We start from the raw sequence: 24,747 nt of genomic DNA, 5'->3' as shown, positions 1-24,747 counted from the left end.
GTTCATTCGCCGTGGTAGATACAGCCGCTGGTGCAGGTCTCATGGATGCGGATGGCGCTGAGTTCCGGCAGCAGCGGCTTCAACTCGTTCCAGATCCACTTGGCCAGGACTTCGCTGGTAGGGTTTTCCAGACCGGGGATGTCGTTGAGGTAGTTGTGGTCCAGGCGCTCGTAGAGCGGCTTGAAGATCGCCTTGATTTCCGAGAAGTCGCGAATCCAGCCGGTGTGCGGGTCGATGTCGCCGCTGAGGTGGATCGCCACCTTGAACGAATGACCATGCAGGCGTCCGCACTTGTGGCCTTCCGGTACGTGGGGCAGGCGGTGGGCGGATTCGAAGGTGAACTCTTTGAAGATTTCCACAGATTTGGCTCTTTAAATGGACGGTCGCGAGGCAGGCGGCGCAGTTTATCAGTTTGATCCCCGCGTTGCGCGAGCGTGCTGACTAAAGGGTCAGCAAACCTGGCTGTCCTAGCGGGTCTTGGCTGAAGCGTAGACGCCGCTGCGCTCTCGCTTGCCAACCGCTATTACCAGAATGACGATCCGCTCCTCCTCTATGCGATACACGAGTCGATACCCAGCCCCGCGTAACTTGATCTTGTAACAATCCTTCATCCCGTGAAGAGCATCGCCCGGTACGCGAGGGTGCCCTTGTCGCTCCTGGAGTTTTTTCAAAAGCTGCAGACGGACCGCACCGTCCAGTTTTCGCAGTTCTTTCAGAGCCTTCGGGTCCCATTCGACTCCATATTCAACGCCCATTGGCGATATCAGCCTCAGCCTCGCCAATAAGGTCATCGAGCGATACGCGTACCCGCGGTTCGTTGGCCTCGATCCGCGCTTTGACCACTTGGGCCAGCTCCAACTCGTCCAGGCGCTCTATCATCGCTTCGTAGACCTCCGCCGGTACCATGTAGCCCATCACGCGGTTATGGTTCAGCACGGCCACAGGTGAGCCGTTCGCGCCACTCAGGACCGCGGACGGATTTTTCTTCAGTTCCGATACGCTGACGGCCACATCAGCCAAGACGATTTGCATGAAGATGGCTCCTTTAAAAGTGCTTTATTTTGGTCTTTTTATGCGCATTCAGGCAAGCACTCCATCCGGGCTGTCTCATAGTTATCACCGCGTTGCGCGAGCGTGCTGACTAAAGGGTCAGCAAACGCTCGCCCAGCCCACCGTTGGCGGTCAGTTCGAGGAACTCGTCGCCGAGGCGGCGGCTTTCGTCCATTGCGGTGCGCCAGTATTTGCGGCGGGCCGGGTCATCGCCCATGAAACGCTTGAAGTCGTTGCGGTCCGGCAGTTTGCCGTAGGGCAGGCGAGCCAGGTATTCGCGGGACGGCGCCAGCAGCAGAACATCCTGCAAGCGCGAGGTATCGCCTCGGCGCCATGGCAGGCCTTTGTCGAACCAGCCGGGAATGACCCGATCGGTGAAGTGCGGATAGAGCACGATGTCCTCGCCGCTATAGGGCAGGTCAAGGTGGTAGTCCAGCAGGCCGCCATCGCGGTAGGTGCCCGCGCCGGCGCCGGGCAGGTCGCGCACGCCTTCCATGATCATCGGGATCGAGCCCGACGCCAGCAGTGCCTGGCGCAGGTTGCCGGCTTCCAGCGGCACGAAGCGCGAGGGGAAGTCCGTCAGCGGATGGAGCGGGGGAGCCAGGCGCGGGTCGTGGATGATCAGCCTTTCGAAATGCCGCGACAGCCGCGCCCGGCCGCGCAGGTTGTCGGCGACCACCGAGGACAGCCCCAGGCCCAGCCGGCCGCGATGGTCCTGCGCCAACAGGCCATGACTCTTGACTACCATGATGTTGAGCCGGTAATGCGGATTGTCGAGGATCGTCAGGTCGCGACCTTCAAGCAGGTCGTCGAGCATGCGCTGCGAGCTTTGGCTGACCCCGGCCATGGTCACGCCTTTGGCGAAGCTCTGCTCGTTGTAAAGGATGCCCAGGCGGCGAATGCCCTCGGCGCCGTCCGGCAGACAGGCGCTGGCGAAGCGCCAGGAGCCGACCGATGCACCGATCAGCGAGCGCTCCCGCGGCGCGGCGGGCAGCCATTCGCCGAACAGCGCCAGGTCCAGCCCCTGGATACCCAAGGCCTTCGGCCCTCCGGCGGCGCCCGGCAGGATGCCGACATCGGCGGCCTGAAGGCCTGCCTGGCGGATGCGCTTGAAGGCGCGAGGGCCGGCCTTCAGAGTCAACGCGGGGAACTTCATGTGAATGGCGGTCATACCGGTCTCGAATACGTGCAAGCGGCTGATTATAGCGACACAGAACCCTGTGGGAGCGAGCTTGCTCGCGATGACGCTGTGTCAGTTGTCAGTTTTGATGACTGACCTGACGCTGGCGCGAGCAAAATTGAACTGGATTCAATGATGGCAATTCAGTTTCAGTTAAGTTCGTCCCGATACAGTTCCCCGCTGAAGATTATAAAAAGGAGATAACCCGTGAACCGCCTCACTGCCTTTTTCATCGCGGCGCTCATGGTCATCGGTACAGGTCCGGCTCAAGCCAGGGACCTCGATGCCACTGAAGCCCAAAAATTGCTGGACGCTGGTACCATCCTGCCTTTTGATCAGCTCAACGCCGCTGCCCTGGCCAAACACACTGGCGCCACGGTGACCGATACCGAGCTGGAAGAGGAATACGGCAAGTACCGGTACAAAGTGGATCTGCGTGATGCCAAGGGCATCGAGTGGGATCTGGAACTCGACGCCGTCACTGGCGAGGTGCTCAAGAATCATCAGGATACGTAATGAAGCTTAATCTGCGCGCCCGCAACCGTTGGGCGCTGGCGCTGCTGGTGTGTTGTTCGGTGGCCGTGGCCCGCGACCTGGACCAGGACGAGGCCCTGCAACTGCGTCAGCAGGGCGTGATCCTGCCCTTGGAACACCTGCTGCAACAGGCGCTGGACCGCCATCCCGGCGCCAAGTTGCTGGAAGCCGAGCTGGAAGAAAAGCACGGCGTCTACATCTACGAAGTCGAGCTGCTGGACACCGACGGCGTCGTGCGCGAACTGGACCTGGAGGCCGCGACCGGCCGCCTACTCAAAGATAAGGAAGACTGATGCGCCTGCTACTGGTGGAAGACCATGTTCCCCTGGCCGACGAACTGATGGCCGGGCTCGCCCGGCAGGGCTACGCGGTCGATTGGCTCGCCGACGGGCGCGACGCGGTGTATCAGGGCAGCAGCGAGCCCTACGACCTGATCATTCTCGATCTTGGGCTGCCGGGGGTGCCGGGGCTCGAGGTGCTGGCGCAATGGCGCGCTGGCGGCCTGACCACCCCGGTACTTATTCTCACCGCGCGTGGCTCCTGGGCCGAGCGCATCGAAGGACTCAAGGCCGGGGCCGATGATTACCTGACCAAACCCTTTCACCCTGAAGAACTGCACCTGCGCATCCAGGCGCTGTTGCGTCGCTCCCACGGCCAGGTCAACCAGCCGACGCTGCAAGCGGCGGGATTGCACCTGGACGAAGGCCGGCAATGCGTGATTCGCGACGGCGCCGAGATCCAGCTGACCGCCGCCGAATTCAGGCTGTTGCGCTATTTCATGCTCCACCCCGAGCAGATCCTTTCCAAAAGCCACCTCGCCGAGCATCTTTATGACGGTGAAACCGAGCGCGATTCGAATGTGCTGGAGGTCCACGTCAATCACCTGCGCCGCAAGCTCGGACGCAGCGTGATCGAAACCCGTCGCGGCCAGGGTTACCTGTTCGGCGGACAGGCGCAGTGAGATCCATCCAGCGGCGCCTGAGCCTGGGCCTGATCGGTGTGATGGTGGTGGTCGGCCTGGTCCTCGCGCAGACCAGCCTGTGGTTGTTCGAGTTGGGTTTGCAGCGCTACCTCGAAGCGGGGTTGCGCAATGACAGCGAGAACCTGCTGGTGGCCCTGGTCCGTGGCCCGCAAGGGTTGCAACTGGACGAGCGGCGTTTGTCGCCGGCTTACCTGCGGCCTTTCTCCGGGCATTACTTCCGCATCGATTTTGCCGACGAGCATTGGCGCTCCCGTTCCCTCTGGGACCAGGAACTGCCGCGGCTCGACCATCCGGGGCTGCACAGCAACCTGCAACTGGGCCCCGAAGGCCAGAAACTGCTGGTGCTGCGCACGGACTACCGGCGCCTGGGCCAGGCGATTTCCATCAGCGTGGCGCAGGACTACACGCCGGTGCGCGACAGCTTCCTGCGGATGCAGCAGGTCGGCCTCGGCCTCGGCTTGGCGGGGTTGCTGCTGATCCTGCTGTTGCAGCGGCTCACGGTGCAGCGCGCCTTGCGGCCGTTGGAGAAGGCCCGGGAGCAGATTGCCCAGCTGCAACGCGGCCAGCGTTCGCAACTTGACGAACAAGTGCCCAGGGAACTGGAGCCGCTGGTGGCGCAGATCAACCATTTGCTGGCCCATACCGAAGACAGCCTCAAGCGTTCGCGCAACGCCCTGGGCAACCTTGGCCATGCCTTGAAGACACCTCTGGCGGTGCTGCAAAGCCTGGCGTCGAACGAGAAGCTCGACCCTTATCCTGAGTTGCGCAAGTTGCTGCTGGATCAACTCGAGCAGGTTCGCCAGCGCCTGAACCGCGAACTCAACCGTGCCCGCCTGTCCGGCGATGCCTTGCCCGGCGCGCACCTGGATTGCGACGCCGAACTGCCGGGTTTGTTGGCGACGCTGAACATGATCCACGGCGAGCATCTGCACCTGGCTTATGTCGCGCCGCCCGGCTTGCACCTGCCTTGGGATCGGGAAGACCTGCTGGAACTGCTGGGCAACCTGCTGGACAACGCCTGCAAATGGGCCGACGCCGAAGTGCGCCTGACCGTGAGCGAGACGCTCGTGGGTTTCCACCTGGCGGTGGAAGACGATGGCCCCGGCATTCCGCCGGATCGCCGCGACCAGGTCTTCAGCCGCGGCACGCGCCTGGATGAGCAGACCGATGGCCATGGCCTGGGGCTGGGTATCGTGCGCGACATCGTCGACACCTGGGGCGGGACATTGGCGTTAGGCGACAGCGAGTGGGGCGGGTTGAAAGTAATGATTGAGCTGCCCAAGCGCTGAAATCCGCACGAACCCCTGTGGGAGCGAGCCTGCTCGCGAAGGCGTCGGGTCTGCCAATTCGATTTGACTGACAGACCGCTTTCGCGAGCAGGCTCGCTCCCACGGGGCATTGGTGATATGCAAATCCCGCCGCATGACCCTTGCAGCTTGCCGCCGCTTGCTGCAAAGTCGCGACCTTTTTGTCCGGTGGCTTTCCATCGCTGTGCTTTGAGGTAACGATGATAAATGCAGTAATTGCCGCGGTTGGCGTCATGCTGGTGCTCAGCCTGTCCCGCGTGCATGTGGTGATCGCGCTGATTATCGGCGCGCTGGTGGGTGGCTTGGTAGGCGGCCTGGGGATCGAGGCAACGCTCAAGGCCTTCAACGCGGGCCTTGGCGGCGGCGCAACGGTGGCGTTGTCCTACGCTCTGCTGGGCGCCTTTGCGGTGGCGATTGCCAAGTCCGGCATGGCCCATGCCTTGGCCGACAAGGTCCTGGCCATGGTCGACCGTCAGGACGCGGCCGGTGGCACGGGCGTCAAATGGCTGTTGATCGGCCTGCTGGGGACGGTCGCGGTGGCCTCGCAGAATATCCTGCCGATCCATATCGCCTTCATTCCGCTGCTGGTGCCGCCACTGCTTTATGTGCTGACCAAGCTGCAACTGGACCGTCGGCTGATCGCTTGCGTCATGACTTTCGGCCTGATCACCCCCTACATGTTCCTGCCGGTGGGCTTCGGCAATATCTTCCTCAACGAAATCCTGCTCGCCAACATCGCCCGCAGCGGTGTCGATGTCAGTGGCATCAACGTCACCCATGCGATGGGCATCCCGGCGCTGGGCATGGTGTTCGGGCTGGTGCTGTCGTTTATCAGCTATCGCAAAAAACGCGTCTACGATCTGAAAAAGATCGCCAGGGCCGAGCAGGTGGCCGTGCGCTACAACCCGCTCAGCCTGTTGGTCGCCGGGTTGGCAATCGCGGCGGCATTCGCCATCCAGCTCCTGCTCGATTCGATGATCATCGGCGCCCTGGCCGGTTTCCTGATTTTCTCGGTGTCGGGCGTGGTGCGCTGGCGCGAGACGGACGACCTGTTCACCGAAGGCATGAAGATGATGGCGATGATCGGCTTCATCATGATCGCCGCCTCGGGCTTCGCCGAAGTGATGAAGGCCACCGGTGAGGTGCAAAGCCTGGTGGAAACCTCGGCGGCCTGGATCGGCCACAACAAGGGCATCGGTGCGCTGTTGATGTTGCTGGTCGGGCTGCTGGTGACGATGGGGATCGGCTCGTCGTTTTCCACGGTGCCGATCCTGGCGACCATTTTTGTGCCGCTGTGCCTGCAACTGGGCTTCAGCCCGCTGGCGATCGTCTGCATCGTCGGCACCGCCGGCGCCCTGGGCGATGCCGGCTCGCCTGCTTCGGATTCGACCCTCGGCCCGACCTCCGGCCTGAACATCGACGGCCAGCATCACCACATCTGGGACACCGTGGTCCCGACCTTCCTCCACTACAACCTGCCATTGCTGGCGTTTGGTTGGGTGGCGGCGATGGTGTTGTAGCTTCAGAGACCGGGTTGTCTTCTTCGCGAGCAGGCTCGCTCCCACAGGGGATCGGTGTGAACACAGCAGTTGTGGACACCACCAAACCCTGTGGGAGCGAGCCTGCTCGCGATGGGGCCCTTGAGTCCAGCGGCCCTGCCAACCGACTGTCCACCTTGTCCTACAGTTTTATCGTGCGCTGCCGTTAACCCAGCTAACCACGCCATAAAACCAACAAGAGTGAACAGCATGCGCCTGAGCCTGAAGGCTAAAGTCCTGTCCCTGGCAATTCTGCCGGTATTGCTGTCCGCGGTGGTCATCAGCCTGACCACGGCGTTCATCTTGAAGGAACAGGCCAGCAAGGAAGTCCAGCAAACCCGCGAACGTCTGCTCAGTGAAGCCAAGGCCACGCTGCAGAATTACGTCGCGGTCGGCCTTACCGCCATCAAGCCGCTCTACGATGCCGCCGCGCCTGGCGATAACGAGGCGCGCGCCCAGGCAATCAAGTTGCTGTCGAACATCAGCTACGGCAAGGACGGCTACTTCTTCGGCTACGACTCCGAGACCATTCGCCTGTTCAAGGCCAACAGCCCCGACGGCGTGGGCAAGAGTTTCAAGGACAACCGCGACCCGAACGGTGTCTACGTCAACCGTGACCTGGTGAAGGTCGCCAAGGACGGCACGCATTATCTGGAATACAGCTCGCCGCTGCCCGGCAGCAAGGACCTGGTGCCCAAGCTCGGCTACACCGAATACCTGGCCAAGTGGGACCTGGCGGTCGGCAGCTCGGTCAACCTCGACGGTATCGAAGGCCAGGTGGCGCTGGTGGAAGCCAAGGTCCACGATCGCCTGCAAGGTGTGATCCTGAGTATCGTCGGGATCGCCGCCGTGGTGCTGCTGGTGATCGCGGTGGTGGGCCTGGTGCTCGCCAATACCATCCTGCGTCCGCTGCACCTGATGAAGGACAACCTCGACGACATCGCGGCGGGCGAGGGCGACCTGACCCGGCGCCTGGCGATTACCAGCCAGGACGAACTGGGCCAACTGGCCGGTTCCTTCAACCGCTTCGTCGACAAGATCCATGGCCTGGTGCGGCAGATCACCGACATGACGTCGCAACTGACTGGCCTGGTGACGCAAGTGTCCGAGCAGGCCCAGCGTTCCGAGCAGGCCATGGAGCGCCAGCGCCACGAGACCGACCAGGTCGCCACGGCGATCAACGAAATGTCCTCCGCCGCCCAGGAAGTTGCCCGCAGTGCCCAGGGCGCAGCCGTCGCGGCCCAGCAGACCGATGAAGAAGGCCAGTCCGCCAAGCGCGTGGTGGCCGGCAGCATCCAGCAGATTCACGCGCTGGTGAACGATATCCGCAGCAGCGGCGTGTCCCTGGACAGCCTGCAACAGGACGTGGCCTCGATTGTCAGCGTACTCGGTGTGATCCGTTCGATTGCCGAGCAAACCAACCTGCTGGCCCTCAACGCGGCCATCGAGGCTGCGCGTGCCGGTGAGGCGGGCCGCGGGTTTGCGGTGGTTGCCGACGAAGTCCGCGCCCTCGCCAGCCGGACCCAGCAAAGCACCCAGGAAATCCAGGGCATGATCGATCGCCTGCAGTCGGGTACCCATGCCGCGGTGGAAGCGATGCGCCGTTCCAGCGAGGCCGGCGACGGCACCTCGGAACGGGCCAACGAGGCGGGCGCCTCCCTGGACACCATGGCGCAACTGATCGGCACCATCAACTCGATGAACGCCCAGATCGCCAGCGCCGCCGAGGAGCAGACCGCGGTGGCTGAAGAAATCAACCGCAGCGTGCATCAGATTGCCGTGGCGGTGGACACTGTCGCCGACGAAACCCAGCTCAGCGCCCAGACTTCTCGCAGCCTGGCCGATCTGGGCCAGCGCCTGGGCAAACTGGTGGGGCAGTTCCGGATCTGATCCGAGCGCAGCAGGAGCTGCCGAAGGCTGCGATCTTTCGCTTTCGATCCAGATGTTTTCGCCTGGGCTACCAGGCCCTATCGGAAGCGGAGGATCGCAGCCTTCGGCAGTTTCTGCCGGGCAGAGACAAACATGATCCGTGTGGGAGCGAGCCTGCTCGCGAAAGCGATTTCCGGCCGAATGCAACGCAGTCGTGGCGAGGGAGCTTGCTCCCGCTGGGCCGCGAAGCGGCCCCAAACCTGCCGCATGCGGAGCATCAGACACACCGCATCCGCAGATTTACGACTGCTTCGCAGCCGAGCGGGAGCAAGCTCCCTCGCCACGATTAGATCTCAGGCAGCTCGCGCGCATCGCGCATCAACAGCCCGAACCACATTCCCATCCCCCGGCGCGACCTCGAAGGCCGGCATATGGCAGACGCGACGGCACTCCGGCGAGTCCTGGCGGACTAACGTCTATCTGCCAATGACATGGAAAGCACATGAACCGAAAGAACCTCCAAAACAAGTCGCAGATGCTGTTGCTGATCCTGGTCAGCATTGCCTTCGTCTGGATTCTGCTGCCGTTTTATGGGGCGGTATTCTGGGCCGTCATCCTGGGCATCGTCTTTGCGCCGCTGCAACGTCGCTTGCAGTTCAAGTTCGGCTGGCCGCGCAATGTCACGGCACTGTTCACCCTGAGCATCTGCGTGGTGATCGCCATTTTGCCGGTGATCGTCATCAGTACCTTGCTCGTCCAGGAAGGGGCAGCGCTGTACAAGAGCCTGGAAAGTGGCGAGCTGGACGTCGCCGATTACCTGGCGCGTTTCAAGGAGGCGTTGCCGCCGTTCTTCCAGCACCTGCTTGACCGCTTCGGCCTGGGCAACCTGAGTGGCTTGCGAGACAAGATCGTCAAGAGCGCCATGCAGGGCAGCGAATTTTTCGCCACCCAGGCGTTCAGTTTCGGCCAGGGTACGTTCCAGTTCCTGGTGAGCTTCTTCGTGATGCTCTACCTGTTGTTCTTTTTCCTGCGTGACGGCGCGGAGCTGGTGCGCAAGGTGCGCTCGGCCGTTCCGCTGGCCGAGCACCAGAAGCGCCGCCTGCAATTGAAGTTCAACCGGGTGGTGCGGGCGACGGTGAAGGGCAACCTGTTGGTGGCGATCACTCAGGGCGCCCTGGGGGGCCTGATTTTCTGGATCCTGGGTATCCCGACGGTGTTGCCGTGGGCGGTGCTGATGGCTTTCCTGTCGCTGCTGCCGGCGGTGGGGGCGGGCATTGTCTGGGTGCCAGTGGCGGTGTATTTCCTGCTGTCGGGGGCGATCTGGCAGGGCGTGGTGCTGGCGCTGTTCGGGGTCTTCGTGATTGGCCTGGTGGACAACTTCCTGCGCCCGATCCTCGTCGGCAAGGACACCAAGATGCCCGACTACATGGTCCTGATTTCGACGCTCGGCGGGTTGGCCGTATTCGGCCTCAATGGTTTTGTCATCGGGCCACTGATCGCCGCGCTGTTCATGTCCTGCTGGGCGCTGTTCGTCGAGGGCAAGCCGCGGGTGCAGTTGCCCTAGGCGCTCAACAGGTACGGACCGATACGTTGCGACAAGGCCTGGGCGGCGGGCAGGGAAGTCAGCGGGCCGCTGACGGTGACGCCATCCTGCACCAGATACCAGCAAGCCAACAGTCCGCGCTCCCGAAGTGGGGCGGGGACGGCGCTGCCAATGACAGACATGATTTGAACCTTGGGCATGGGAAACCTCCATCAGTCGATGGGGTTACCTTACGGCTCATACGGGATGGGGAAAAATCAACCGCTTCAATAGTAGGAATCGATGCCGCTCAATCGACCACCAGGTCGAGCATGTGCACCACTTCCTGTTCATTGAGCAGGCCCTTGCGAACCAGGTTTTCCGCGAGCAGGGAAAGGAACTTGGCGCTGCGGTGGCCTTCCAGGTGCTTGAGCTCGGTCAGTACGTTGTAGACCTTGCTGGAAGTGCACAGGCCGACGATGCGGTGGGGATTTTGTGTGGGCATGGCTTCGTCCTTGTTGTTATGAGCTGCGGCGGCGGACGTTGACAGGTTGCGGCACTGCCATGACACGCTCGTGACAGCTTGAGTCGTCGAAAAATAAAGCAGGATTCAGACCATAGTGCCTGGTTGGCGCCAGATTATTGTTCCGGTAGCGACCTCAGCCAGGCGGTATACGGCGATCAATCGCCGTTTGGCTGAAAAGCGCCCACAAAAAAGCCCCTGGATCTTTCGATTCAGGGGCTTTTTCTGTTGCTGTCTGGCTCCACGACCTGGACTCGAACCAGGGACCCAGTGATTAACAGTCACTTGCTCTACCAACTGAGCTATCGCGGAATGGCGCGTATGTTACTGATTGGAAAAGAGAAGTCAAGCATCTGTTGCGTACGGAGCGGCTTGAAGCCCATCGGTGACCAATCAACAATTGGCAGTTACCGCGACGGCGAGAGAGGGCTACCATGGGCGCCCGGAAGTGGCAGGACGCGCTGCCGGCCATTCGCCGACATCAAGGGACGCGCCATGAACCATCTGTTACCACTTCACACAATCGATTGCGCCGAGGTGTTCCTGTGAGCACCGCCCAGATCAGTCTGCCCAAGGGCGTGGGCCCTCACGCTGAAAAACTGTACGACGCCATCACCCAGGCCAGCACCCCGGAAGAACTGAACCGCGCCGGTGGCAAGGCCGAGGGATTTGTCCTGGGGCTCGAAAGTACCAAGGCGATCAAGAGCCAGGTCGCCGAGTCGTTGTATGTCATCTACGACGATGCGGCGAGCCAGCGGGCGACGGAGCTGTAGGCTCGACGAGGATTTCGTTCGCTGCTTTGTGGCCTGCCTTTTCTGGCCCGCTTTTGTGGCGAGGGAGCTTGCTCCCGCTGGGTTGCGAAGCAGCCCCAGGCTGTTCCAACCAACCAGGCTGATATCCCGCGGTGGCTGATTTTGGGGCTGCTCTGCAGCCCAGCGGGAGCAAGCTCCCTCGCCACGGGGGGGGATTCAACCGAAAAAAAAACGGGAAGCTCGAAGGCTTCCCGTTTTTTATTTCGTCGAGGGTCAGATCACCTGGACGATGGCCTTGGTCACCGCATCGATGTTGTTCTGGTTCAGCGCGGCCACGCAGATGCGGCCGGTGTCCAGGGCATAGATGCCGAACTCGTTGCGCAGGCGGGTCACTTGTTCAACGGTCAGGCCGGAGTAGGAGAACATCCCGCTCTGGCGGGCGACGAAGCTGAAGTCGTGATGCGGCGCGGCCTTGGCCAGCATGTCGACCATCTGCTCACGCATGCCACGAATGCGCAGGCGCATTTCGGCCAGCTCTTCTTCCCACTGTGTGCGCAGCTCAGGGCTGTTGAGCACGGCGGCGACGATACTGGCGCCGTGGGTCGGCGGGTTGGAGTAGTTGGTGCGGATCACGCGCTTGACCTGGGACAGCACGCGGGTGCTTTCTTCCTTCGACTCGCTGACAATCGACAGCGCGCCGACACGCTCGCCGTACAGGGAGAACGACTTGGAGAACGAGCTGGAGGCGAAGAAGGTCAGGCCCGACTCGGCGAACAGGCGCACGGCCGCCGCGTCTTCGTCGATGCCTTTGCCAAAGCCCTGGTAGGCCATGTCCAGAAACGGCACGTGGTTCTTGGCCTTGACCACGGCCAGGACGTTTTTCCAGTCTTCCGGGCTCAGGTCCACGCCGGTCGGGTTGTGGCAGCAGGCATGCAGCACAACGATCGAACGGTCGGGCAGGGCGTTGAGGTCTTCCAGCAGGCCGCTGCGGTTCACGTCGTGGGTAGCGGCGTCATAGTAACGATAGTTCTGCACCGGGAAACCGGCGGTTTCGAACAGCGCGCGGTGGTTTTCCCAGCTTGGGTCGCTGATGGCCACGACCGCGTCCGGCAGCAATTGCTTAAGGAAGTCGGCACCGATTTTCAGTGCGCCCGTGCCGCCCACGGCCTGGGTGGTGATGACGCGGCCCGATGCGATCAGCGGGGAATCCTTGCCGAACAGCAGGGTCTGGACTGCCTGGTCATAGGCGGCAATGCCGTCGATCGGCAGGTAACCGCGAGAAACATGCTGAGCCACGCGAATCGTCTCGGCTTCGACCACGGCGCGCAGCAACGGAATGCGCCCTTCCTCGTTGCAGTAAACACCCACGCCCAGGTTGACCTTATTGGTACGGGGGTCGGCGTTGAAAGCTTCGTTGAGGCCCAGGATGGGGTCGCGTGGTGCCAATTCGACAGCGGAAAACAGGCTCATTATTGCGCGGCTCTGAATGGAGGGTGAGAGGACGTGTCGCGCTCCAGCCGAATGCACTAGAGCGGTGCACAAACGGGGAGCTAGTATAGAGGCCATCACCGGACAGGGCGACAGGCTATTCGGCGTTTAGCGTAAGTATTTTCGATTTTTTTCGACCGTTAGTCCCTTCGCAGCGTCAAAGTCTGCAAGGCGTGTAGGACGTTCGTCTTGAAAGCGAAGGCAATCACCTCCACATTGTGTGCATTCCAGCTTTTTCCTCGGGCGACGTCAGTCGTTTCGGTCTTTCTCGTTCCTGTCGCCTGGCCGACGGGAGTGAACCCAGGGGTTATGTCATGTCTGAATTCCAGCTAGTCACTCGCTTCCAGCCCGCCGGCGACCAGCCGGAAGCCATCCGCCTGATGGTGGAAGGCATCGAGGCCGGGCTGGCGCACCAGACCTTGCTCGGTGTGACCGGCTCGGGCAAGACGTTCAGTATCGCCAACGTGATCGCCCAGGTGCAGCGGCCGACCCTGGTGCTGGCGCCGAACAAGACCCTGGCGGCGCAATTGTATGGCGAGTTCAAGGCGTTTTTCCCGAACAACGCGGTCGAGTATTTCGTCTCTTACTATGACTACTACCAGCCCGAGGCTTATGTGCCTTCGTCGGACACCTTCATCGAGAAGGACGCCTCGATCAACGACCACATCGAACAGATGCGGCTGTCGGCGACCAAAGCGTTGCTTGAGCGCAAGGACGCCATCATCGTCACCACGGTGTCGTGCATCTACGGTCTGGGCAGCCCGGAAACCTATCTGAAAATGGTCCTGCACGTGGATCGTGGCGACAAACTCGACCAGCGCGCCTTGCTCCGGCGCCTGGCGGACTTGCAATACACGCGCAACGACATGGACTTCGCCCGGGCCACGTTTCGGGTGCGCGGCGATGTGATCGACATCTATCCGGCCGAATCGGACCTGGAAGCGATTCGTATCGAGCTGTTCGATGACGAGGTGGAGAGCATCTCGGCGTTCGATCCGCTGACCGGCGAGGTGATCCGCAAACTGCCACGCTTCACGTTCTACCCCAAGAGCCACTACGTGACGCCGCGGGAAACCCTGTTGGGCGCCATCGAGGGCATCAAGGCCGAATTGCAGGAACGCCTGGAATACCTGCGTTCGAACAACAAACTGGTGGAAGCCCAGCGTCTGGAGCAGCGGACCCGGTTCGATCTGGAAATGATCCTGGAGCTGGGCTACTGCAACGGCATCGAGAACTACTCGCGCTACCTGTCGGGTCGTCCGGCGGGTGCGCCGCCGCCCACGTTGTATGACTATTTGCCGGCCGATGCCCTGCTGGTGATCGACGAATCCCACGTCAGCGTGCCTCAGGTCGGCGCCATGTACAAAGGCGACCGTTCGCGCAAGGAAACCCTGGTGGAATATGGCTTCCGCCTGCCCTCGGCGCTGGATAACCGGCCGATGCGCTTCGACGAGTGGGAAGGCGTGAGCCCGCAGACGATTTTCGTCTCGGCCACGCCCGGCAACTACGAAGCCGAGCATGCCGGGCGGGTGGTCGAGCAAGTGGTGCGGCCGACCGGGCTGGTGGACCCGCAGGTCGAGGTGCGCCCGGCGCTGACTCAGGTCGATGACCTGCTCTCGGAGATCACCAAGCGCGTGGCGGTGGAGGAGCGGGTGCTTGTGACCACGCTGACCAAGCGCATGGCCGAAGACCTCACCGATTACCTCGCCGACCATGGCGTGCGGGTGCGTTACCTGCACTCGGACATCGACACGGTGGAGCGGGTCGAGATCATCCGCGACCTGCGCCTGGGCACCTTCGATGTGCTGGTGGGGATCAACCTGCTGCGCGAAGGCCTGGACATGCCCGAGGTGTCGCTGGTGGCGATTCTCGACGCGGACAAGGAAGGTTTCCTGCGCTCCGAGCGCTCGTTGATCCAGACCATCGGTCGCGCGGCGCGTAACCTCAACGGCCGGGCAATCCTGTATGCCGATCGCATCACCGGCTCGATGGAGCGCGCCATCGGCGAGACCGAACGCCGTCGCGACAAGCAGATCGCGTTCAACCTGGCCAATGGCATCACGCCCAAGGGCGTGTTCAAGGATGTCGCCGACATCATGGAAGGCGCCACCGTGCCCGGTTCGCGCAGCAAAAAGCGCAAGGGCATGGCCAAGGCCGCCGAAGAGAGCGCCCGCTACGAAGCCGAACTGCGCTCGCCGAGCGAAATCACCAAGCGTATCCGGCAGTTGGAAGAGAAGATGTACCAGCTCGCCCGGGACCTGGAGTTCGAAGCTGCGGCGCAGTTGCGTGACGAGATTGGCAAGTTGCGTGAGCGGTTGCTGACTGTCTGAGGTTTTGTGGCGATGCCTAGGACCTCATCGCGAGCAAGCTCGCTCCCACATTGGACCGTGTCCAGCCCGGACAACCTGGTTCCCTGTGGGAGCGAGCTTGCTCGCGATGGCCGCGACTCGGTCGGACGACTGCCACACAAATCCTGCGCTCACTGGAGCCCCCCACCATCGCCTGTTACCATTCGCCCCCTGTTTCATCTTCGCTTTTATATTCTTTCCGAGACATGCCATGACCACCGTCCGTACCCGCATCGCGCCTTCGCCTACTGGCGATCCCCATGTCGGCACCGCTTACATCGCCTTGTTCAACTATTGCTTTGCCAAGCAGCACGGCGGTGAGTTCATCCTGCGGATCGAGGACACCGATCAATTGCGTTCGACCCGCGAGTCCGAACAGCAGATATTCGACGCCCTGCGCTGGCTCGGCATCGACTGGAGCGAAGGTCCGGACGTCGGCGGGCCGCACGGTCCGTACCGCCAGAGCGAGCGTGGCGAGATCTACAAGCAGTACTGCCAGCAGCTGGTGGACATGGGCCACGCGTTTCCTTGCTTCTGCACCGCCGAAGAATTGGACCAGATGCGCGCCGAGCAAATCGCCCGGGGCGAGACCCCGCGCTACGACGGCCGTGCGCTGCTGCTGTCGAAGGAAGAAGTCGACCGTCGCCTGGCCGCGGGCGAGCCTCATGTGATCCGCATGAAGGTGCCGAGCGAGGGCGTCTGCGTGGTGCCGGACATGTTGCGTGGCGATGTCGAGATCCCATGGGACCGCATGGACATGCAAGTGCTGATGAAGACCGACGGCCTGCCGACGTACTTCCTGGCCAACGTGGTCGACGACCATCTGATGGGCATCACCCATGTGCTGCGCGGCGAAGAATGGCTGCCCTCGGCACCGAAACTGATCCTGCTCTATGAGTACTTCGGCTGGGAGCAACCGCAGTTGTGCTACATGCCGCTGCTGCGTAACCCGGACAAGAGCAAGCTGTCCAAGCGCAAGAATCCGACCTCGGTGACCTTCTACGAGCGCATGGGCTTCATGCCCGAGGCGATGCTCAACTACCTGGGCCGCATGGGCTGGTCGATGCCGGACGAGCGCGAGAAGTTCTCGCTGGAGGAGATGGTCGAGCACTTCGACCTGTCCCGCGTCTCCCTGGGCGGGCCGATCTTCGACGTCGAGAAGCTGTCCTGGCTCAACGGCCAGTGGCTGCGCGACCTGCCGGTGGAAGAGTTTGCCGCGCGGGTGCAGAAGTGGGCGTTCAACCCCGAGTACATGATGAAGATCGCCCCGCACGTGCAGGGCAGGGTAGAGACCTTCAGCCAGATCGCGCCATTGGCCGGGTTCTTTTTTGCCGGCGGCGTGACCCCGGATGTGAAGCTGTTCGAATCGAAGAAACTCTCTGGCGATCAGGTGCGGCAGTTGATGCAATTGATCCTGTGGAAGCTGGAAAGCTTGCGCCAGTGGGAAAAGGACAGCATCACCGCGACCATCCAGGCGGTGGTTGAACACCTGGAGCTGAAATTGCGCGATGCGATGCCGCTGATGTTTGCCGCGATCACCGGCCAGGCGAGCTCGGTGTCGGTGCTCGATGCGATGGAAATCCTCGGGCCGGACCTGACCCGTTTCCGTCTGCGCCAGGCCATTGATCTGCTCGGTGGCGTGTCGAAGAAGGAGAACAAGGAGTGGGAAAAACTGCTGGGCACGATTGCCTGAGCGGTCGATGGAACAAGGCATACCCCGGTTTTCCGGGGTTTGTCGGTAAGTGATTGTTATCCCGGCAAAAAATTTTCAATTTTGTTGAAAATAAATTTGACAGCCCTCGGATACGCCCTTAAGATTCGCCCCGTCCTCAGCGATGAGGGGCTATAGCTCAGCTGGGAGAGCGCTTGCATGGCATGCAAGAGGTCGACGGTTCGATCCCGTCTAGCTCCACCAATTTGCACTTCAAGGCCTGGCCACACTGGTCTTGAAGCGATCAACACTCAGCGTTGATCAGATGTTAGAAGGGTTTGCGTCCCCTTCGTCTAGTGGCCTAGGACACCGCCCTTTCACGGCGGTAACAGGGGTTCGAGTCCCCTAGGGGACGCCAGTTTTACAGAAGCGATGTTGCAGCAGGATGTCGCTCCGCCGCGAGGCGAAAAATCCGGGGCTATAGCTCAGCTGGGAGAGCGCTTGCATGGCATGCAAGAGGTCGACGGTTCGATCCCGTCTAGCTCCACCAATTTACACTTCGAGGTCTGGCCACACCGGCCTTGAAGCGATCAGTTCTCAGCGCTGATCATGTTCAGAAGGTTTGTGTCCCCTTCGTCTAGTGGCCTAGGACACCGCCCTTTCACGGCGGTAACAGGGGTTCGAGTCCCCTAGGGGACGCCACGATTACCCGCTCTGCGGGATTTTATAAGGGTCATTCAATTCTTGAATGGCCCTTTTGTTTGTCTGGCGTTCAGCCAATTCCCTTATCCTCGATGAATCCTTCCGACCAGCGGTGAAAATTTCGCTTGCGGAAAATTATTATGAGAATAATATTTCAATCGTAATATTCGGAGGCAACGATGAGCGATAAAAAAGCACAAACCCGTGAACGCATTCTCAAGGCCGCCAGTGATGCGCTGATCCAGCGCGGGCCGGCCGAGCCGAGCGTGGGCGAGGTGATGGGCGCGGCAGGGCTGACGGTGGGCGGTTTTTATGCCCACTTCGAAAGCAAGGACGCCTTGATGCTGGAGTCGTTCAAGCAACTGCTCAATCGCCGCCGTGGCCTGATCGCCGACATGGATGCCGAGCTGACAGGCGAAGAGCGGCGCGCGTTGGTCGCGGCGTTTTACCTGTCGCGCAAACATCGTGATTCCACCGAGCAGGCGTGCCCGATCCCGGCCTCGGTCGGCGAGCTCGGACGACTGCCGGACGCGTTTCGTGAGGTTCTCAGTGAGCATATCGAGCTGATGGTCGCGCAGTTGGCCGCCAGCCCCGAGGATGCGGATAAAGCCCTGGCCGACATCGCCTTGATGGTCGGCGGCCTGGCCCTGGCCCGGGCGTTGGGCCCGGGCGAGTTATCGGATCGTTTGCTGCGCGCCGCCAAGTCGGCGGTGCGCTGAGCTAAGGCGCAAGCCCTGGAGATGAGCATGGACAGGTTGAGCTGGATTCGTGGTGTCAATGGCACGCTTGGCCGGATAGCCCCGCGCCTGGTAGCGAAAAAAATGCGCAGGGTGTTCATGAGTCCTCGGGCCCTGCCGCCGCGGGACTGGGAGCTGCCATTGCTGGCCTCGTCCGAGCGCATCACCTTGCGCTTCGGCCTGTCTGCGTTGCGCTGGGGCAAAGGACCGGCGGTGCTGCTGATGCACGGCTGGGAAGGGCGCCCGACGCAATTCGCGGCACTGATCAACGCGCTGGTGGAGGCCGGTTATACGGTGGTGGCGCTGGATGGGCCGGCTCATGGTCGCTCGCCGGGTCGCGAGGCCAATGTGCTGCTGTTCGCCAGGGCGATGCTCGAAGCCGCAGCCGAGTTGCCGCCGTTGCAAGCGGTGATCGGCCACTCCATGGGCGGCGCCAGTGCCATGCTGGCGGTTCAGCTTGGGTTGCGGACCGAGACATTGGTCAGCATCGCCGCGCCGGCGCGTATCCTCGGCGTCCTGCGTGGCTTCGCGCGGATGATGGGTTTGCCACCCAGGGCGCGTTCGGCCTTTATTCGCCAGGTGGAGCAGGACGTCGGCATGCAGGCTTCGAAGATGGATGTCGCGCAATATCAGCTGGATGTTCCGGGCTTGATTGTCCACGCCGAGGACGATACTTCGGTATCGGTCAAGGAATCACAATTGATCCATGAAGCCTGGTTCGACAGCCGCTTGCTGCGCCTGGGCCAGGGCGGGCATCAACGGGTACTGGCCGATCCCCGTGTCATTGATGGTGTGTTATCACTGCTGGCCGGACGCAGCCTGCAGGCGCGGCAATCGGCCTGAGCTTCCGGTACACTGCGCCGATCCAAATTCGACCAGGAGACGGGCATGGGCTGGGATCGGGCAACGCCGTTCATCATTGATCTTCAAGTGAATGCCGAAGACATCGACGGGCTGGGTCACGCCAATAATGCGGTGTACGTTACCTGGCTGGAACGCTGCGCGTGGCGCCATTCCCAGCGCCTGGGCCTGGACCTGGTGGAGTACCGCCGGCTTGACCGGGCCATGGCGGTGGTGCGGCATGAGATCGATTACCTGGCGGCGGCCTATGAAGGCGACGAATTGCAGTTGGCGACCTGGATCGTCGACTGGGACCAGCGGCTGAAAATGACCCGGCACTTTCAATTGGTTCGCCCCAGTGATAACGCCACATTGCTGCGCGCCCAGACCACTTTTGTCTGCATCGAACTGTCCACCGGCAGGCCCAAGCGCATGCCGCCGGAGTTTATCGAGGGGTACGCAGTGGCGCTGAACCCCTGTGGGAGCGAGCCTGCTCGCGAAGGCGGCGGTACATCCAACAGCTTTGCAAGCTGACCCACCGCTTTCGCGAGCAGGCTCGCTCCCACAGGTTTTGTGGTGAATGCCGGATAGGTGAGCAAAATCCGCTAAACTGCCGCACGTTTTTTCGTTGAGTGTGTTTTCCATGCAAATTGCCCTGGCGCCCATGGAGGGGTTGGTCGACAACATCCTGCGGGACGTGCTGACCCGTGTTGGCGGTATCGACTGGTGTGTCACCGAGTTCATCCGCGTCAACGACCGTCTGCTTACGCCGGCCTATTTTCATAAGCTCGGCCCCGAACTGCTGACCGGTGCCAGGACGGCCGCTGGCGTGCCGCTGCGGGTGCAATTGCTGGGTTCCGATCCGGTGTGCCTGGCGGAAAACGCCGCGTTGGCCTGTGAGCTGGGCTCGGAAGTCATCGACCTGAACTTCGGTTGCCCGGCCAAGACGGTGAACAAATCCCGGGGCGGGGCGGTGTTGCTCAAGGAACCGGAGCTGCTCAACCAGATCGTCGAGCATGTCCGCCGCGCGGTGCCGAAACACATCCCCGTCACCGCCAAAATGCGCCTGGGCTTCGACAGCCCGGACGGCGCGCTGGTCTGCGCCACGGCCCTGGCCGAGGGCGGCGCGGCGCACATCGTCGTGCATGCGCGGACCAAGGTTGATGGCTACAAGCCGCCGGCCCACTGGGAATGGATTCCGCGGGTCCAGGACGTGGTCAAGGTACCGGTGTTCGCCAACGGCGATATCTGGAGCGTGGAAGACTGGCGTCGTTGCCGGGAAATCAGCGGGGTCGAAGACATCATGCTCGGCCGCGGCCTGGTTTCCCGCCCTGACCTGGCCCGGCAGATCGCCGCCGCCCGGGCCGGCGAGGAGGTGGTCGAGATGTCCTGGGCTGAACTGCAGCCGATGCTCCAGGACTTCTGGGTGCAAGTGGTCGAGCAACTGACACCACGCCAGGCGCCCGGTCGGTTGAAGCAGTGGCTGGCGATGTTGACCCGCAACTACCCCGAGGCGGTCGAGCTGTTCAGTGCCCTGCGCCGGGAAACCGACCTGGACGCAGTGGGTCGTTTGCTGGGTGTGCAGCGCACGGAAGCGGCCTGAAAAAAATTTCCGAAAAAGCTCTTGAAAAGTATTTGGCGGTCCCTAGATAGGGAGTACGCGATGCCGAATTCGGGTCGCGGAGACAAAAAACCTTGCTGAACTTTCAGGAGATTTGAATCATGAGTACTGCATTTTCGCTGGCCCCTCTGTTCCGTTCCTCGGTGGGCTTCGACCGTTTCAACGACCTGTTCGAAACCGCGCTGCGTAACGAACCGGGCAGCAGTTATCCACCCTACAACGTGGAAAAACATGGCGATGACGAATACCGCATCGTAGTCGCCGCCGCCGGTTTCCGCGAAGAGGACCTGGACCTGCAAGTGGAAAAAGGTGTGCTGACCATCAGCGGCGGCAAGCGCGAGGCCAGCAACGACAGCGTCACCTTCCTGCACCAGGGCATCGCCCAGCGTGCGTTCAAGCTGTCCTTCCGGTTGGCGGATCATATCGAGATCAAATCCGCGGGCCTGAGCAACGGTCTGTTGAGCATCGACCTGTTGCGTGTGGTGCCGGAAGAGGCGAAAGCCAAGCGCATCCCGATCAACGGTGCGCAACAGCAAGCCGCGCTGGAAAATTGATGCATCGCAGTTGAAGAAGGGCGCCGAATGGCGCCCTTTTTCATTTTGTGTATCCCTAGAAGATTAAGTTGTGGCGAGGGGATTTATCCCCGCTGGGCTGCGAAGCAGCCCCAAAAAAGAACAGGCGACGCTGTTTAGCCTGACATGCCGAGGCGACGGTTTTAGGGCTGCGTCGCAGCCCTGCGGGGATAAATCCCCTCGCCACAGCAAGCTCCCTCGCCACAAAAAGCTCTCCGGCACGGCTAAGGCAACAACCGCTCGAACGCCTCCAGCGGCAATGGCCGGCTGTGCAGGTAACCCTGGTACAAATGACAATCGAGCCCCTGCAGGAACTTCAATTGCTCCAGCGTCTCGACGCCTTCGGCAATCATTTCCAGGTTCAGGCTGCGGGCCATGGCGACGATGGCGCGGATGATCTCGGCGTCGTTGGGGTCACTGGTGGCATCACGTACGAACGACTGGTCGATTTTCAGCGTGTCCACCGGCAGGCGCTTGAGGTAAGTCAGCGATGAATAACCGGTGCCGAAGTCGTCCATGGCAAAGCTCACCCCCAATTTCTTCAGGCGGCGCATCTTGCCAATGGTGTCGTCGAGATTGTGGATCACGATGCCTTCGGTGATCTCCAGCTTCAACAGCGAATAGGGCAGGCCATGGCTGGCGAGGCTGGTTTCGATGCGCTCGACGAAGTCGCTCTGGCGGAACTGCCGGGGGCTGATATTCACGCACAGTTTGAACCGTCGGGGGTCGACCTTGCCCTTGGCGATCAGTTGTTTGAAGCCGTCGCAGGCTTCGTCGAGGATCCAGGTGCCGACTTCCAGGATCAGGCCGCTGTCCTCCAGCACCTTGATGAACTCGTTGGGTGATTGCGCGCCCAGGTCCGGATGATGCCAGCGCACCAGGGCTTCGGCGCCAACGATGCGGTTGTCCCGGGCATCGACCTGTGGCTGGAAATGCACGCTGAACTCGTTGCGAGCCAGGGCCTGGCGCAGGTCGGTTTCCATGCGCAGCCGTTCGCTGGCAGCTTTTTGCATGGTGGCGTGGAACATCTGCGAGGTATTGCGTCCCGAATCCTTGGCGCGGTACAGGGCGATATCGGCGCGCTTGAGCAGGTCAGTGGGCGTGGAGCCGTGGTCCGGTATCAGCGCCATGCCGATGCTGGGGGTGACTTGCAGTCGTTGCCCATCGAGAAACATCGGCTCGGAAAGCAGTTCGCGAAGGGTGTCGGCCAGGGTCTGCACCTGCTGGCTGACCACGCCACGCGTGCCTTCCAGGCCGCTGAGCAGCACGACGAATTCATCGCCGCCCAGGCGCGCCACGGTGTCTTCGAGGCGCACGCTGGCTTCGAGGCGCGCGGTGATGATCTTCAGCACCGTGTCGCCAACCGGATGGCCGAGCGAATCATTGATGTGCTTGAAATGGTCGAGGTCGAGGAACAGCAACGCCCCGCGCAGGTTATGGCGCTTGAGCAGGGCGATCTGCTGGCTGAGCCGGTCCAGCAGCAGCGCGCGGTTGGGCAGGTTGGTCAGCGGGTCGTGATAGGCGAGGTGACGGATCTGCGCCTCGGCGTTGCGCAGCAGGCTCACGTCACGGGCGGTCAGCAGCAGGCATGCGGTTTCGTTGAGCGTGATGGGCTCGACCGATACTTCCACCGTGAGGATTTCCCCGCGCTTGTTGCGCCCGAGCATTTCCTGGTGGAGAACGCGGCCCTTGAGCTGCAATTCGGCGAGCAGCGCCGTCCGTTGCTTTTCTTCGGCCCAGATGCCGACCTCGTAGACGGTATGGCCGATGACTTCGTCGGCGCGATAACCGGTCAGGCGACAGAAGCCATCGTTGACCTCAAGGTAGCGGCCGCTTTCGCATTCGGTAATGGTGATCGCGTCGGGGCTGGAGTGGAATGCCTTGGCGAATTTTTCCTCGCTGGCTTTCAGTGCCGCTTCGGAGCGTTGCTGCTGGGTGATGTCCCGCAGGGTGGTAACGATGCAGGGCTGGTTGCCGACACTGATCTGCCGGCTGGAGATCACGCAGGTCAGCGGCTGGCCGTTCTTGTGGTGGACGACGATGGCGACGTTGCTCAGCGACTGCTCGCGGATGACCCGTTCGATGCGCTGCAGGCTGCTGCCCGAAGCTTCCCACAGGCCGATCTCGTCGGCGCTGCGGCCCAGCACATCATTGGCCGCCCAGCCGAATGTCTGGGTAAAACTGGAGTTTATTTCCAGGAACGTGCCGTCGTCCTGGTGGGTAAGGCAAATCGGATCGGGGCTGACCTGGAACAACGTGGCGAATTTTTCTTCCGAAGCCGCCAGGCTCTGTTCGCGTTCCACCTGGTCGGTGATGTCGAGCAAGGTGCCGGCCATGCGCAGCGGGCTGCCGTCGTCGTTGCGGTAGAGACGGGCGCGACTTTCCAGGTAACGCGAGCTGCCGTCCGGCAGTTGCACGCGGTAGGTCAGCTGGTAATTGCCCGCCGGGCCTTCACGCAGGCTGCGGTAGGCGTTGCGCATGTTGTTGCGTTCTTCGGTAGGCACGCCCTCGAAAAACGCATCGAACGATTCGTGGAACGCCTGGGGCTCCAGGCCATGGAGCTGCGCGGCCCGGGCCGAGCCGTAGAGCATGCCGCTGGGGATGTGCCAGTCCCAGGTACCCAGTTGCGCCGAGTCGAGGGCCAGGTCCAGGCGCTCCTGGCTGTCCTTGAGGGCCTGTTCGGCAAGTTTGCGTTCGGTGGTGTCGAGGAAGGTGCTCAGTAAATAAGGCTGGCCTTCGAGTTCGACTTTCTGGGCGCTGAGGATACCGTTGTGGACCTGGCCGTTACTGGCGCGGAATTGCACTTCCATGCTCACCAGCTCGCCCTTGGCTTTGGTGGCCTCTACCAGTTTGGCGCGCTGCGTGGGGTCGACCCACAGGCCCAGTTCCAGGGTGGTGCGGCCGATCACATTGTGGACCGGCCAGCCGAACAGGCTTTCGAAATACTGGTTGGCTTCGCTGATCAGCCCATCTTCCTGGCGGGTCAGCAGGACCATGTTCGGGCACAGGTGGAACAGTGTCGCGAAGCGTTTCTCCGAGCTGCGCAGCGCCTGTTCCCGTTCGCGCTGGTGGGTGATTTCGCGGATCACCCCGATCATGCGCGGGCGACCGTGCTTGTCAGGCAGTACGCTGCCACTGATTTCCAGCCAGTGCAGGCTGCCATCGGGCCAGACGATGCGGTGGTGCATCGCCTGTTCCAGCGGCACGCCGGACACGGCTGCATGGAAGGCCCGCACGGCCCTGGCCCGATCCTCGGGCAGCAGCAGGTCGAGGTAGTCGACGTCCGCCGGCAATGGCTGGCGCGGGTCGAAGCCGAACAACGCCTGGGTGCCTCGGGACCAGCTGATCTGGCCGGTATCGATGTCCCACGACCAGGCCCCCAGCCGCGCTCCGTTCAGGGCGGCGAGCAACTGTGGCGCGCTTTCCCAGCTTTGCTCCGACCGTTTCGGGTCGAGCGCCTGGATACGCGGCAGGGGCGGAGTATGGTCGGCGGGTTTGGGCATTCTCTAGCGGGCCTTGGGCGGTTGGGTG

General features: G+C 62.0%; 23 protein-coding genes, 5 tRNA genes and 1 pseudogene. 20 read left to right on the top strand and 9 right to left on the bottom strand.

What is annotated here, in order from left to right:
- Positions 1-2 precede the first annotated feature (2 nt).
- The 4 genes from queD to J3P96_RS19435 form a co-directional block, all read right to left on the bottom strand.
- Positions 3-359 (bottom strand): 6-carboxytetrahydropterin synthase QueD, encoded by a 357-nt coding sequence (gene queD / locus J3P96_RS19450; protein ID WP_025212792.1) that lies wholly within the window; start codon positions 357-359, stop codon positions 3-5.
- 108 nt (positions 360-467) lie between these two features.
- Positions 468-755, bottom strand: coding sequence for a type II toxin-antitoxin system RelE family toxin (locus J3P96_RS19445; protein WP_434603461.1), 288 nt, complete (start codon positions 753-755; stop codon positions 468-470).
- Positions 745-1,032, bottom strand: a complete 288-nt coding sequence (locus J3P96_RS19440; RefSeq protein ID WP_434603463.1) for a type II toxin-antitoxin system Phd/YefM family antitoxin — start codon at positions 1,030-1,032, stop codon at positions 745-747. Before J3P96_RS19440 ends, J3P96_RS19445 begins: the two co-directional genes overlap by 11 nt.
- Before the next feature lie 109 nt (positions 1,033-1,141).
- The gene (locus J3P96_RS19435; protein ID WP_434653024.1) at positions 1,142-2,221 is read right to left on the bottom strand and encodes a patatin-like phospholipase family protein; all 1,080 of its coding nucleotides are present in this window, start codon (positions 2,219-2,221) and stop codon (positions 1,142-1,144) included.
- Positions 2,222-2,437: 216 nt separating this feature from the next.
- On the opposite strand from J3P96_RS19435, the gene J3P96_RS19430 reads away from it, so the two are divergent.
- The 8 genes and pseudogenes from J3P96_RS19430 to J3P96_RS19395 all read left to right on the top strand — a co-directional run bounded on the left by J3P96_RS19430 (position 2,438) and on the right by J3P96_RS19395 (position 10,024).
- Positions 2,438-2,746: a PepSY domain-containing protein gene (locus tag J3P96_RS19430; protein WP_434569227.1), complete on the top strand. Its 309-nt coding sequence runs from the start codon at positions 2,438-2,440 to the stop codon at positions 2,744-2,746.
- Positions 2,746-3,057: a PepSY domain-containing protein gene (locus tag J3P96_RS19425; RefSeq protein ID WP_434624945.1), complete on the top strand. Its 312-nt coding sequence runs from the start codon at positions 2,746-2,748 to the stop codon at positions 3,055-3,057. Before J3P96_RS19430 ends, J3P96_RS19425 begins: the two co-directional genes overlap by 1 nt.
- Complete coding sequence (locus J3P96_RS19420; RefSeq protein ID WP_305495857.1) at positions 3,057-3,725, top strand: response regulator transcription factor; 669 nt, start codon at positions 3,057-3,059, stop codon at positions 3,723-3,725. The genes J3P96_RS19425 and J3P96_RS19420 overlap by 1 nt, the downstream gene beginning before the upstream one ends.
- Positions 3,722-5,035 (top strand): ATP-binding protein, encoded by a 1,314-nt coding sequence (locus J3P96_RS19415; RefSeq protein WP_434569224.1) that lies wholly within the window; start codon positions 3,722-3,724, stop codon positions 5,033-5,035. The genes J3P96_RS19420 and J3P96_RS19415 overlap by 4 nt, the downstream gene beginning before the upstream one ends.
- 221 nt (positions 5,036-5,256) lie before the next feature.
- Entirely contained in the window at positions 5,257-6,573 is a 1,317-nt protein-coding gene (locus J3P96_RS19410; protein ID WP_434658265.1) for a Na+/H+ antiporter family protein, read from the top strand.
- A 111-nt stretch (positions 6,574-6,684) separates the two neighbouring features.
- A pseudogene (locus tag J3P96_RS19405) lies at positions 6,685-7,575 on the top strand (cache domain-containing protein); the annotation flags it as partial.
- An 84-nt stretch (positions 7,576-7,659) separates the two neighbouring features.
- The gene (locus tag J3P96_RS19400) at positions 7,660-8,481 is read left to right on the top strand and encodes a methyl-accepting chemotaxis protein (protein ID WP_370871133.1); all 822 of its coding nucleotides are present in this window, start codon (positions 7,660-7,662) and stop codon (positions 8,479-8,481) included.
- A gap of 481 nt (positions 8,482-8,962) precedes the next feature.
- Positions 8,963-10,024 carry an AI-2E family transporter gene (locus J3P96_RS19395; RefSeq protein WP_305495852.1) on the top strand — a complete coding sequence of 354 codons (1,062 nt, stop codon included), beginning with the start codon at positions 8,963-8,965 and terminating at the stop codon, positions 10,022-10,024.
- On the opposite strand, the gene J3P96_RS19390 is transcribed toward J3P96_RS19395, so the two are convergent.
- From J3P96_RS19390 to J3P96_RS19380, 3 genes are all read right to left on the bottom strand, one after another.
- The gene (locus J3P96_RS19390; protein ID WP_305495849.1) at positions 10,021-10,203 is read right to left on the bottom strand and encodes a hypothetical protein; all 183 of its coding nucleotides are present in this window, start codon (positions 10,201-10,203) and stop codon (positions 10,021-10,023) included. The genes J3P96_RS19395 and J3P96_RS19390 overlap by 4 nt on opposite strands.
- An 89-nt stretch (positions 10,204-10,292) precedes the next feature.
- On the bottom strand, positions 10,293-10,487 hold the full coding sequence (locus tag J3P96_RS19385; protein ID WP_305495847.1) for a hypothetical protein: 195 nt from the start codon (positions 10,485-10,487) through the stop codon (positions 10,293-10,295).
- A 254-nt stretch (positions 10,488-10,741) separates the two neighbouring features.
- Positions 10,742-10,817 (bottom strand) — tRNA-Asn (locus J3P96_RS19380).
- Positions 10,818-11,050: 233 nt separating this feature from the next.
- On the opposite strand from J3P96_RS19380, the gene J3P96_RS19375 reads away from it, so the two are divergent.
- Positions 11,051-11,278 (top strand): hypothetical protein, encoded by a 228-nt coding sequence (locus J3P96_RS19375; protein ID WP_305495845.1) that lies wholly within the window; start codon positions 11,051-11,053, stop codon positions 11,276-11,278.
- Positions 11,279-11,530: 252 nt separating this feature from the next.
- Here the strand turns inward: J3P96_RS19375 and J3P96_RS19370 are convergent, their stop codons facing one another.
- Positions 11,531-12,727 (bottom strand): amino acid aminotransferase, encoded by a 1,197-nt coding sequence (locus J3P96_RS19370; RefSeq protein WP_434653021.1) that lies wholly within the window; start codon positions 12,725-12,727, stop codon positions 11,531-11,533.
- Between the two features lie 332 nt (positions 12,728-13,059).
- Here J3P96_RS19370 and uvrB point away from each other — a divergent pair, with 332 nt between their 5' ends.
- The 11 genes from uvrB to J3P96_RS19315 all read left to right on the top strand — a co-directional run bounded on the left by uvrB (position 13,060) and on the right by J3P96_RS19315 (position 21,198).
- Positions 13,060-15,075, top strand: coding sequence for an excinuclease ABC subunit UvrB (uvrB, locus tag J3P96_RS19365; RefSeq protein ID WP_434569222.1), 2,016 nt, complete (start codon positions 13,060-13,062; stop codon positions 15,073-15,075).
- A 229-nt stretch (positions 15,076-15,304) separates the two neighbouring features.
- The gene (gene gltX / locus J3P96_RS19360; protein ID WP_434653020.1) at positions 15,305-16,786 is read left to right on the top strand and encodes a glutamate--tRNA ligase; all 1,482 of its coding nucleotides are present in this window, start codon (positions 15,305-15,307) and stop codon (positions 16,784-16,786) included.
- Between the two features lie 146 nt (positions 16,787-16,932).
- Positions 16,933-17,008: transfer RNA gene (locus J3P96_RS19355), tRNA-Ala, on the top strand.
- 78 nt (positions 17,009-17,086) lie between these two features.
- Positions 17,087-17,162: transfer RNA gene (locus J3P96_RS19350), tRNA-Glu, on the top strand.
- Positions 17,163-17,218: 56 nt separating this feature from the next.
- Positions 17,219-17,294: transfer RNA gene (locus tag J3P96_RS19345), tRNA-Ala, on the top strand.
- Positions 17,295-17,370: 76 nt separating this feature from the next.
- Positions 17,371-17,446 (top strand) — tRNA-Glu (locus J3P96_RS19340).
- Positions 17,447-17,625: 179 nt separating this feature from the next.
- Entirely contained in the window at positions 17,626-18,165 is a 540-nt protein-coding gene (locus J3P96_RS19335) for a TetR/AcrR family transcriptional regulator (RefSeq protein WP_434653018.1), read from the top strand.
- Between the two features lie 27 nt (positions 18,166-18,192).
- Complete coding sequence (locus J3P96_RS19330) at positions 18,193-19,026, top strand: alpha/beta fold hydrolase (protein WP_434653016.1); 834 nt, start codon at positions 18,193-18,195, stop codon at positions 19,024-19,026.
- 45 nt (positions 19,027-19,071) lie between these two features.
- Positions 19,072-19,557 (top strand): acyl-CoA thioesterase, encoded by a 486-nt coding sequence (locus J3P96_RS19325; protein ID WP_434653014.1) that lies wholly within the window; start codon positions 19,072-19,074, stop codon positions 19,555-19,557.
- 109 nt (positions 19,558-19,666) lie between these two features.
- The gene (locus tag J3P96_RS19320) at positions 19,667-20,626 is read left to right on the top strand and encodes a tRNA dihydrouridine synthase (protein WP_434624932.1); all 960 of its coding nucleotides are present in this window, start codon (positions 19,667-19,669) and stop codon (positions 20,624-20,626) included.
- Positions 20,627-20,745: 119 nt separating this feature from the next.
- Positions 20,746-21,198 (top strand): Hsp20 family protein, encoded by a 453-nt coding sequence (locus tag J3P96_RS19315; protein WP_434569217.1) that lies wholly within the window; start codon positions 20,746-20,748, stop codon positions 21,196-21,198.
- Positions 21,199-21,440: 242 nt separating this feature from the next.
- On the opposite strand, the gene J3P96_RS19310 is transcribed toward J3P96_RS19315, so the two are convergent.
- Positions 21,441-24,719 carry an EAL domain-containing protein gene (locus tag J3P96_RS19310; RefSeq protein WP_434653012.1) on the bottom strand — a complete coding sequence of 1,093 codons (3,279 nt, stop codon included), beginning with the start codon at positions 24,717-24,719 and terminating at the stop codon, positions 21,441-21,443.
- Positions 24,720-24,747: the final 28 nt, after the last annotated feature.

The sequence above is a fragment of the Pseudomonas sp. R3-56 genome (assembly GCF_051132075.1).
GTDB lineage: Bacteria > Pseudomonadota > Gammaproteobacteria > Pseudomonadales > Pseudomonadaceae > Aquipseudomonas.
The sequence above is the reverse complement of the archived record's forward strand: the minus strand, read 5'-3'. Positions and strand labels throughout refer to the sequence as shown.

Coding starts and splice junctions, on each gene's coding strand:
- J3P96_RS19385 (WP_305495847.1), bottom strand. CDS start 10,487: ATGCCCACACAAAATCCCCACCGCATCGTCGGCCTGTGCACTTCCAGC.
- J3P96_RS19370 (WP_434653021.1), bottom strand. CDS start 12,727: ATGAGCCTGTTTTCCGCTGTCGAATTGGCACCACGCGACCCCATCCTG.
- J3P96_RS19400 (WP_370871133.1), top strand. CDS start 7,660: ATGACGTCGCAACTGACTGGCCTGGTGACGCAAGTGTCCGAGCAGGCC.
- uvrB (WP_434569222.1), top strand. CDS start 13,060: ATGTCTGAATTCCAGCTAGTCACTCGCTTCCAGCCCGCCGGCGACCAG.
- J3P96_RS19335 (WP_434653018.1), top strand. CDS start 17,626: ATGAGCGATAAAAAAGCACAAACCCGTGAACGCATTCTCAAGGCCGCC.
- J3P96_RS19440 (WP_434603463.1), bottom strand. CDS start 1,032: ATGCAAATCGTCTTGGCTGATGTGGCCGTCAGCGTATCGGAACTGAAG.
- gltX (WP_434653020.1), top strand. CDS start 15,305: ATGACCACCGTCCGTACCCGCATCGCGCCTTCGCCTACTGGCGATCCC.
- J3P96_RS19315 (WP_434569217.1), top strand. CDS start 20,746: ATGAGTACTGCATTTTCGCTGGCCCCTCTGTTCCGTTCCTCGGTGGGC.
- J3P96_RS19445 (WP_434603461.1), bottom strand. CDS start 755: ATGGGCGTTGAATATGGAGTCGAATGGGACCCGAAGGCTCTGAAAGAA.
- J3P96_RS19320 (WP_434624932.1), top strand. CDS start 19,667: ATGCAAATTGCCCTGGCGCCCATGGAGGGGTTGGTCGACAACATCCTG.
- J3P96_RS19310 (WP_434653012.1), bottom strand. CDS start 24,719: ATGCCCAAACCCGCCGACCATACTCCGCCCCTGCCGCGTATCCAGGCG.
- J3P96_RS19425 (WP_434624945.1), top strand. CDS start 2,746: ATGAAGCTTAATCTGCGCGCCCGCAACCGTTGGGCGCTGGCGCTGCTG.
- J3P96_RS19395 (WP_305495852.1), top strand. CDS start 8,963: ATGAACCGAAAGAACCTCCAAAACAAGTCGCAGATGCTGTTGCTGATC.
- J3P96_RS19325 (WP_434653014.1), top strand. CDS start 19,072: ATGGGCTGGGATCGGGCAACGCCGTTCATCATTGATCTTCAAGTGAAT.
- J3P96_RS19390 (WP_305495849.1), bottom strand. CDS start 10,203: ATGCCCAAGGTTCAAATCATGTCTGTCATTGGCAGCGCCGTCCCCGCC.
- J3P96_RS19330 (WP_434653016.1), top strand. CDS start 18,193: ATGGACAGGTTGAGCTGGATTCGTGGTGTCAATGGCACGCTTGGCCGG.
- J3P96_RS19435 (WP_434653024.1), bottom strand. CDS start 2,221: ATGACCGCCATTCACATGAAGTTCCCCGCGTTGACTCTGAAGGCCGGC.
- J3P96_RS19420 (WP_305495857.1), top strand. CDS start 3,057: ATGCGCCTGCTACTGGTGGAAGACCATGTTCCCCTGGCCGACGAACTG.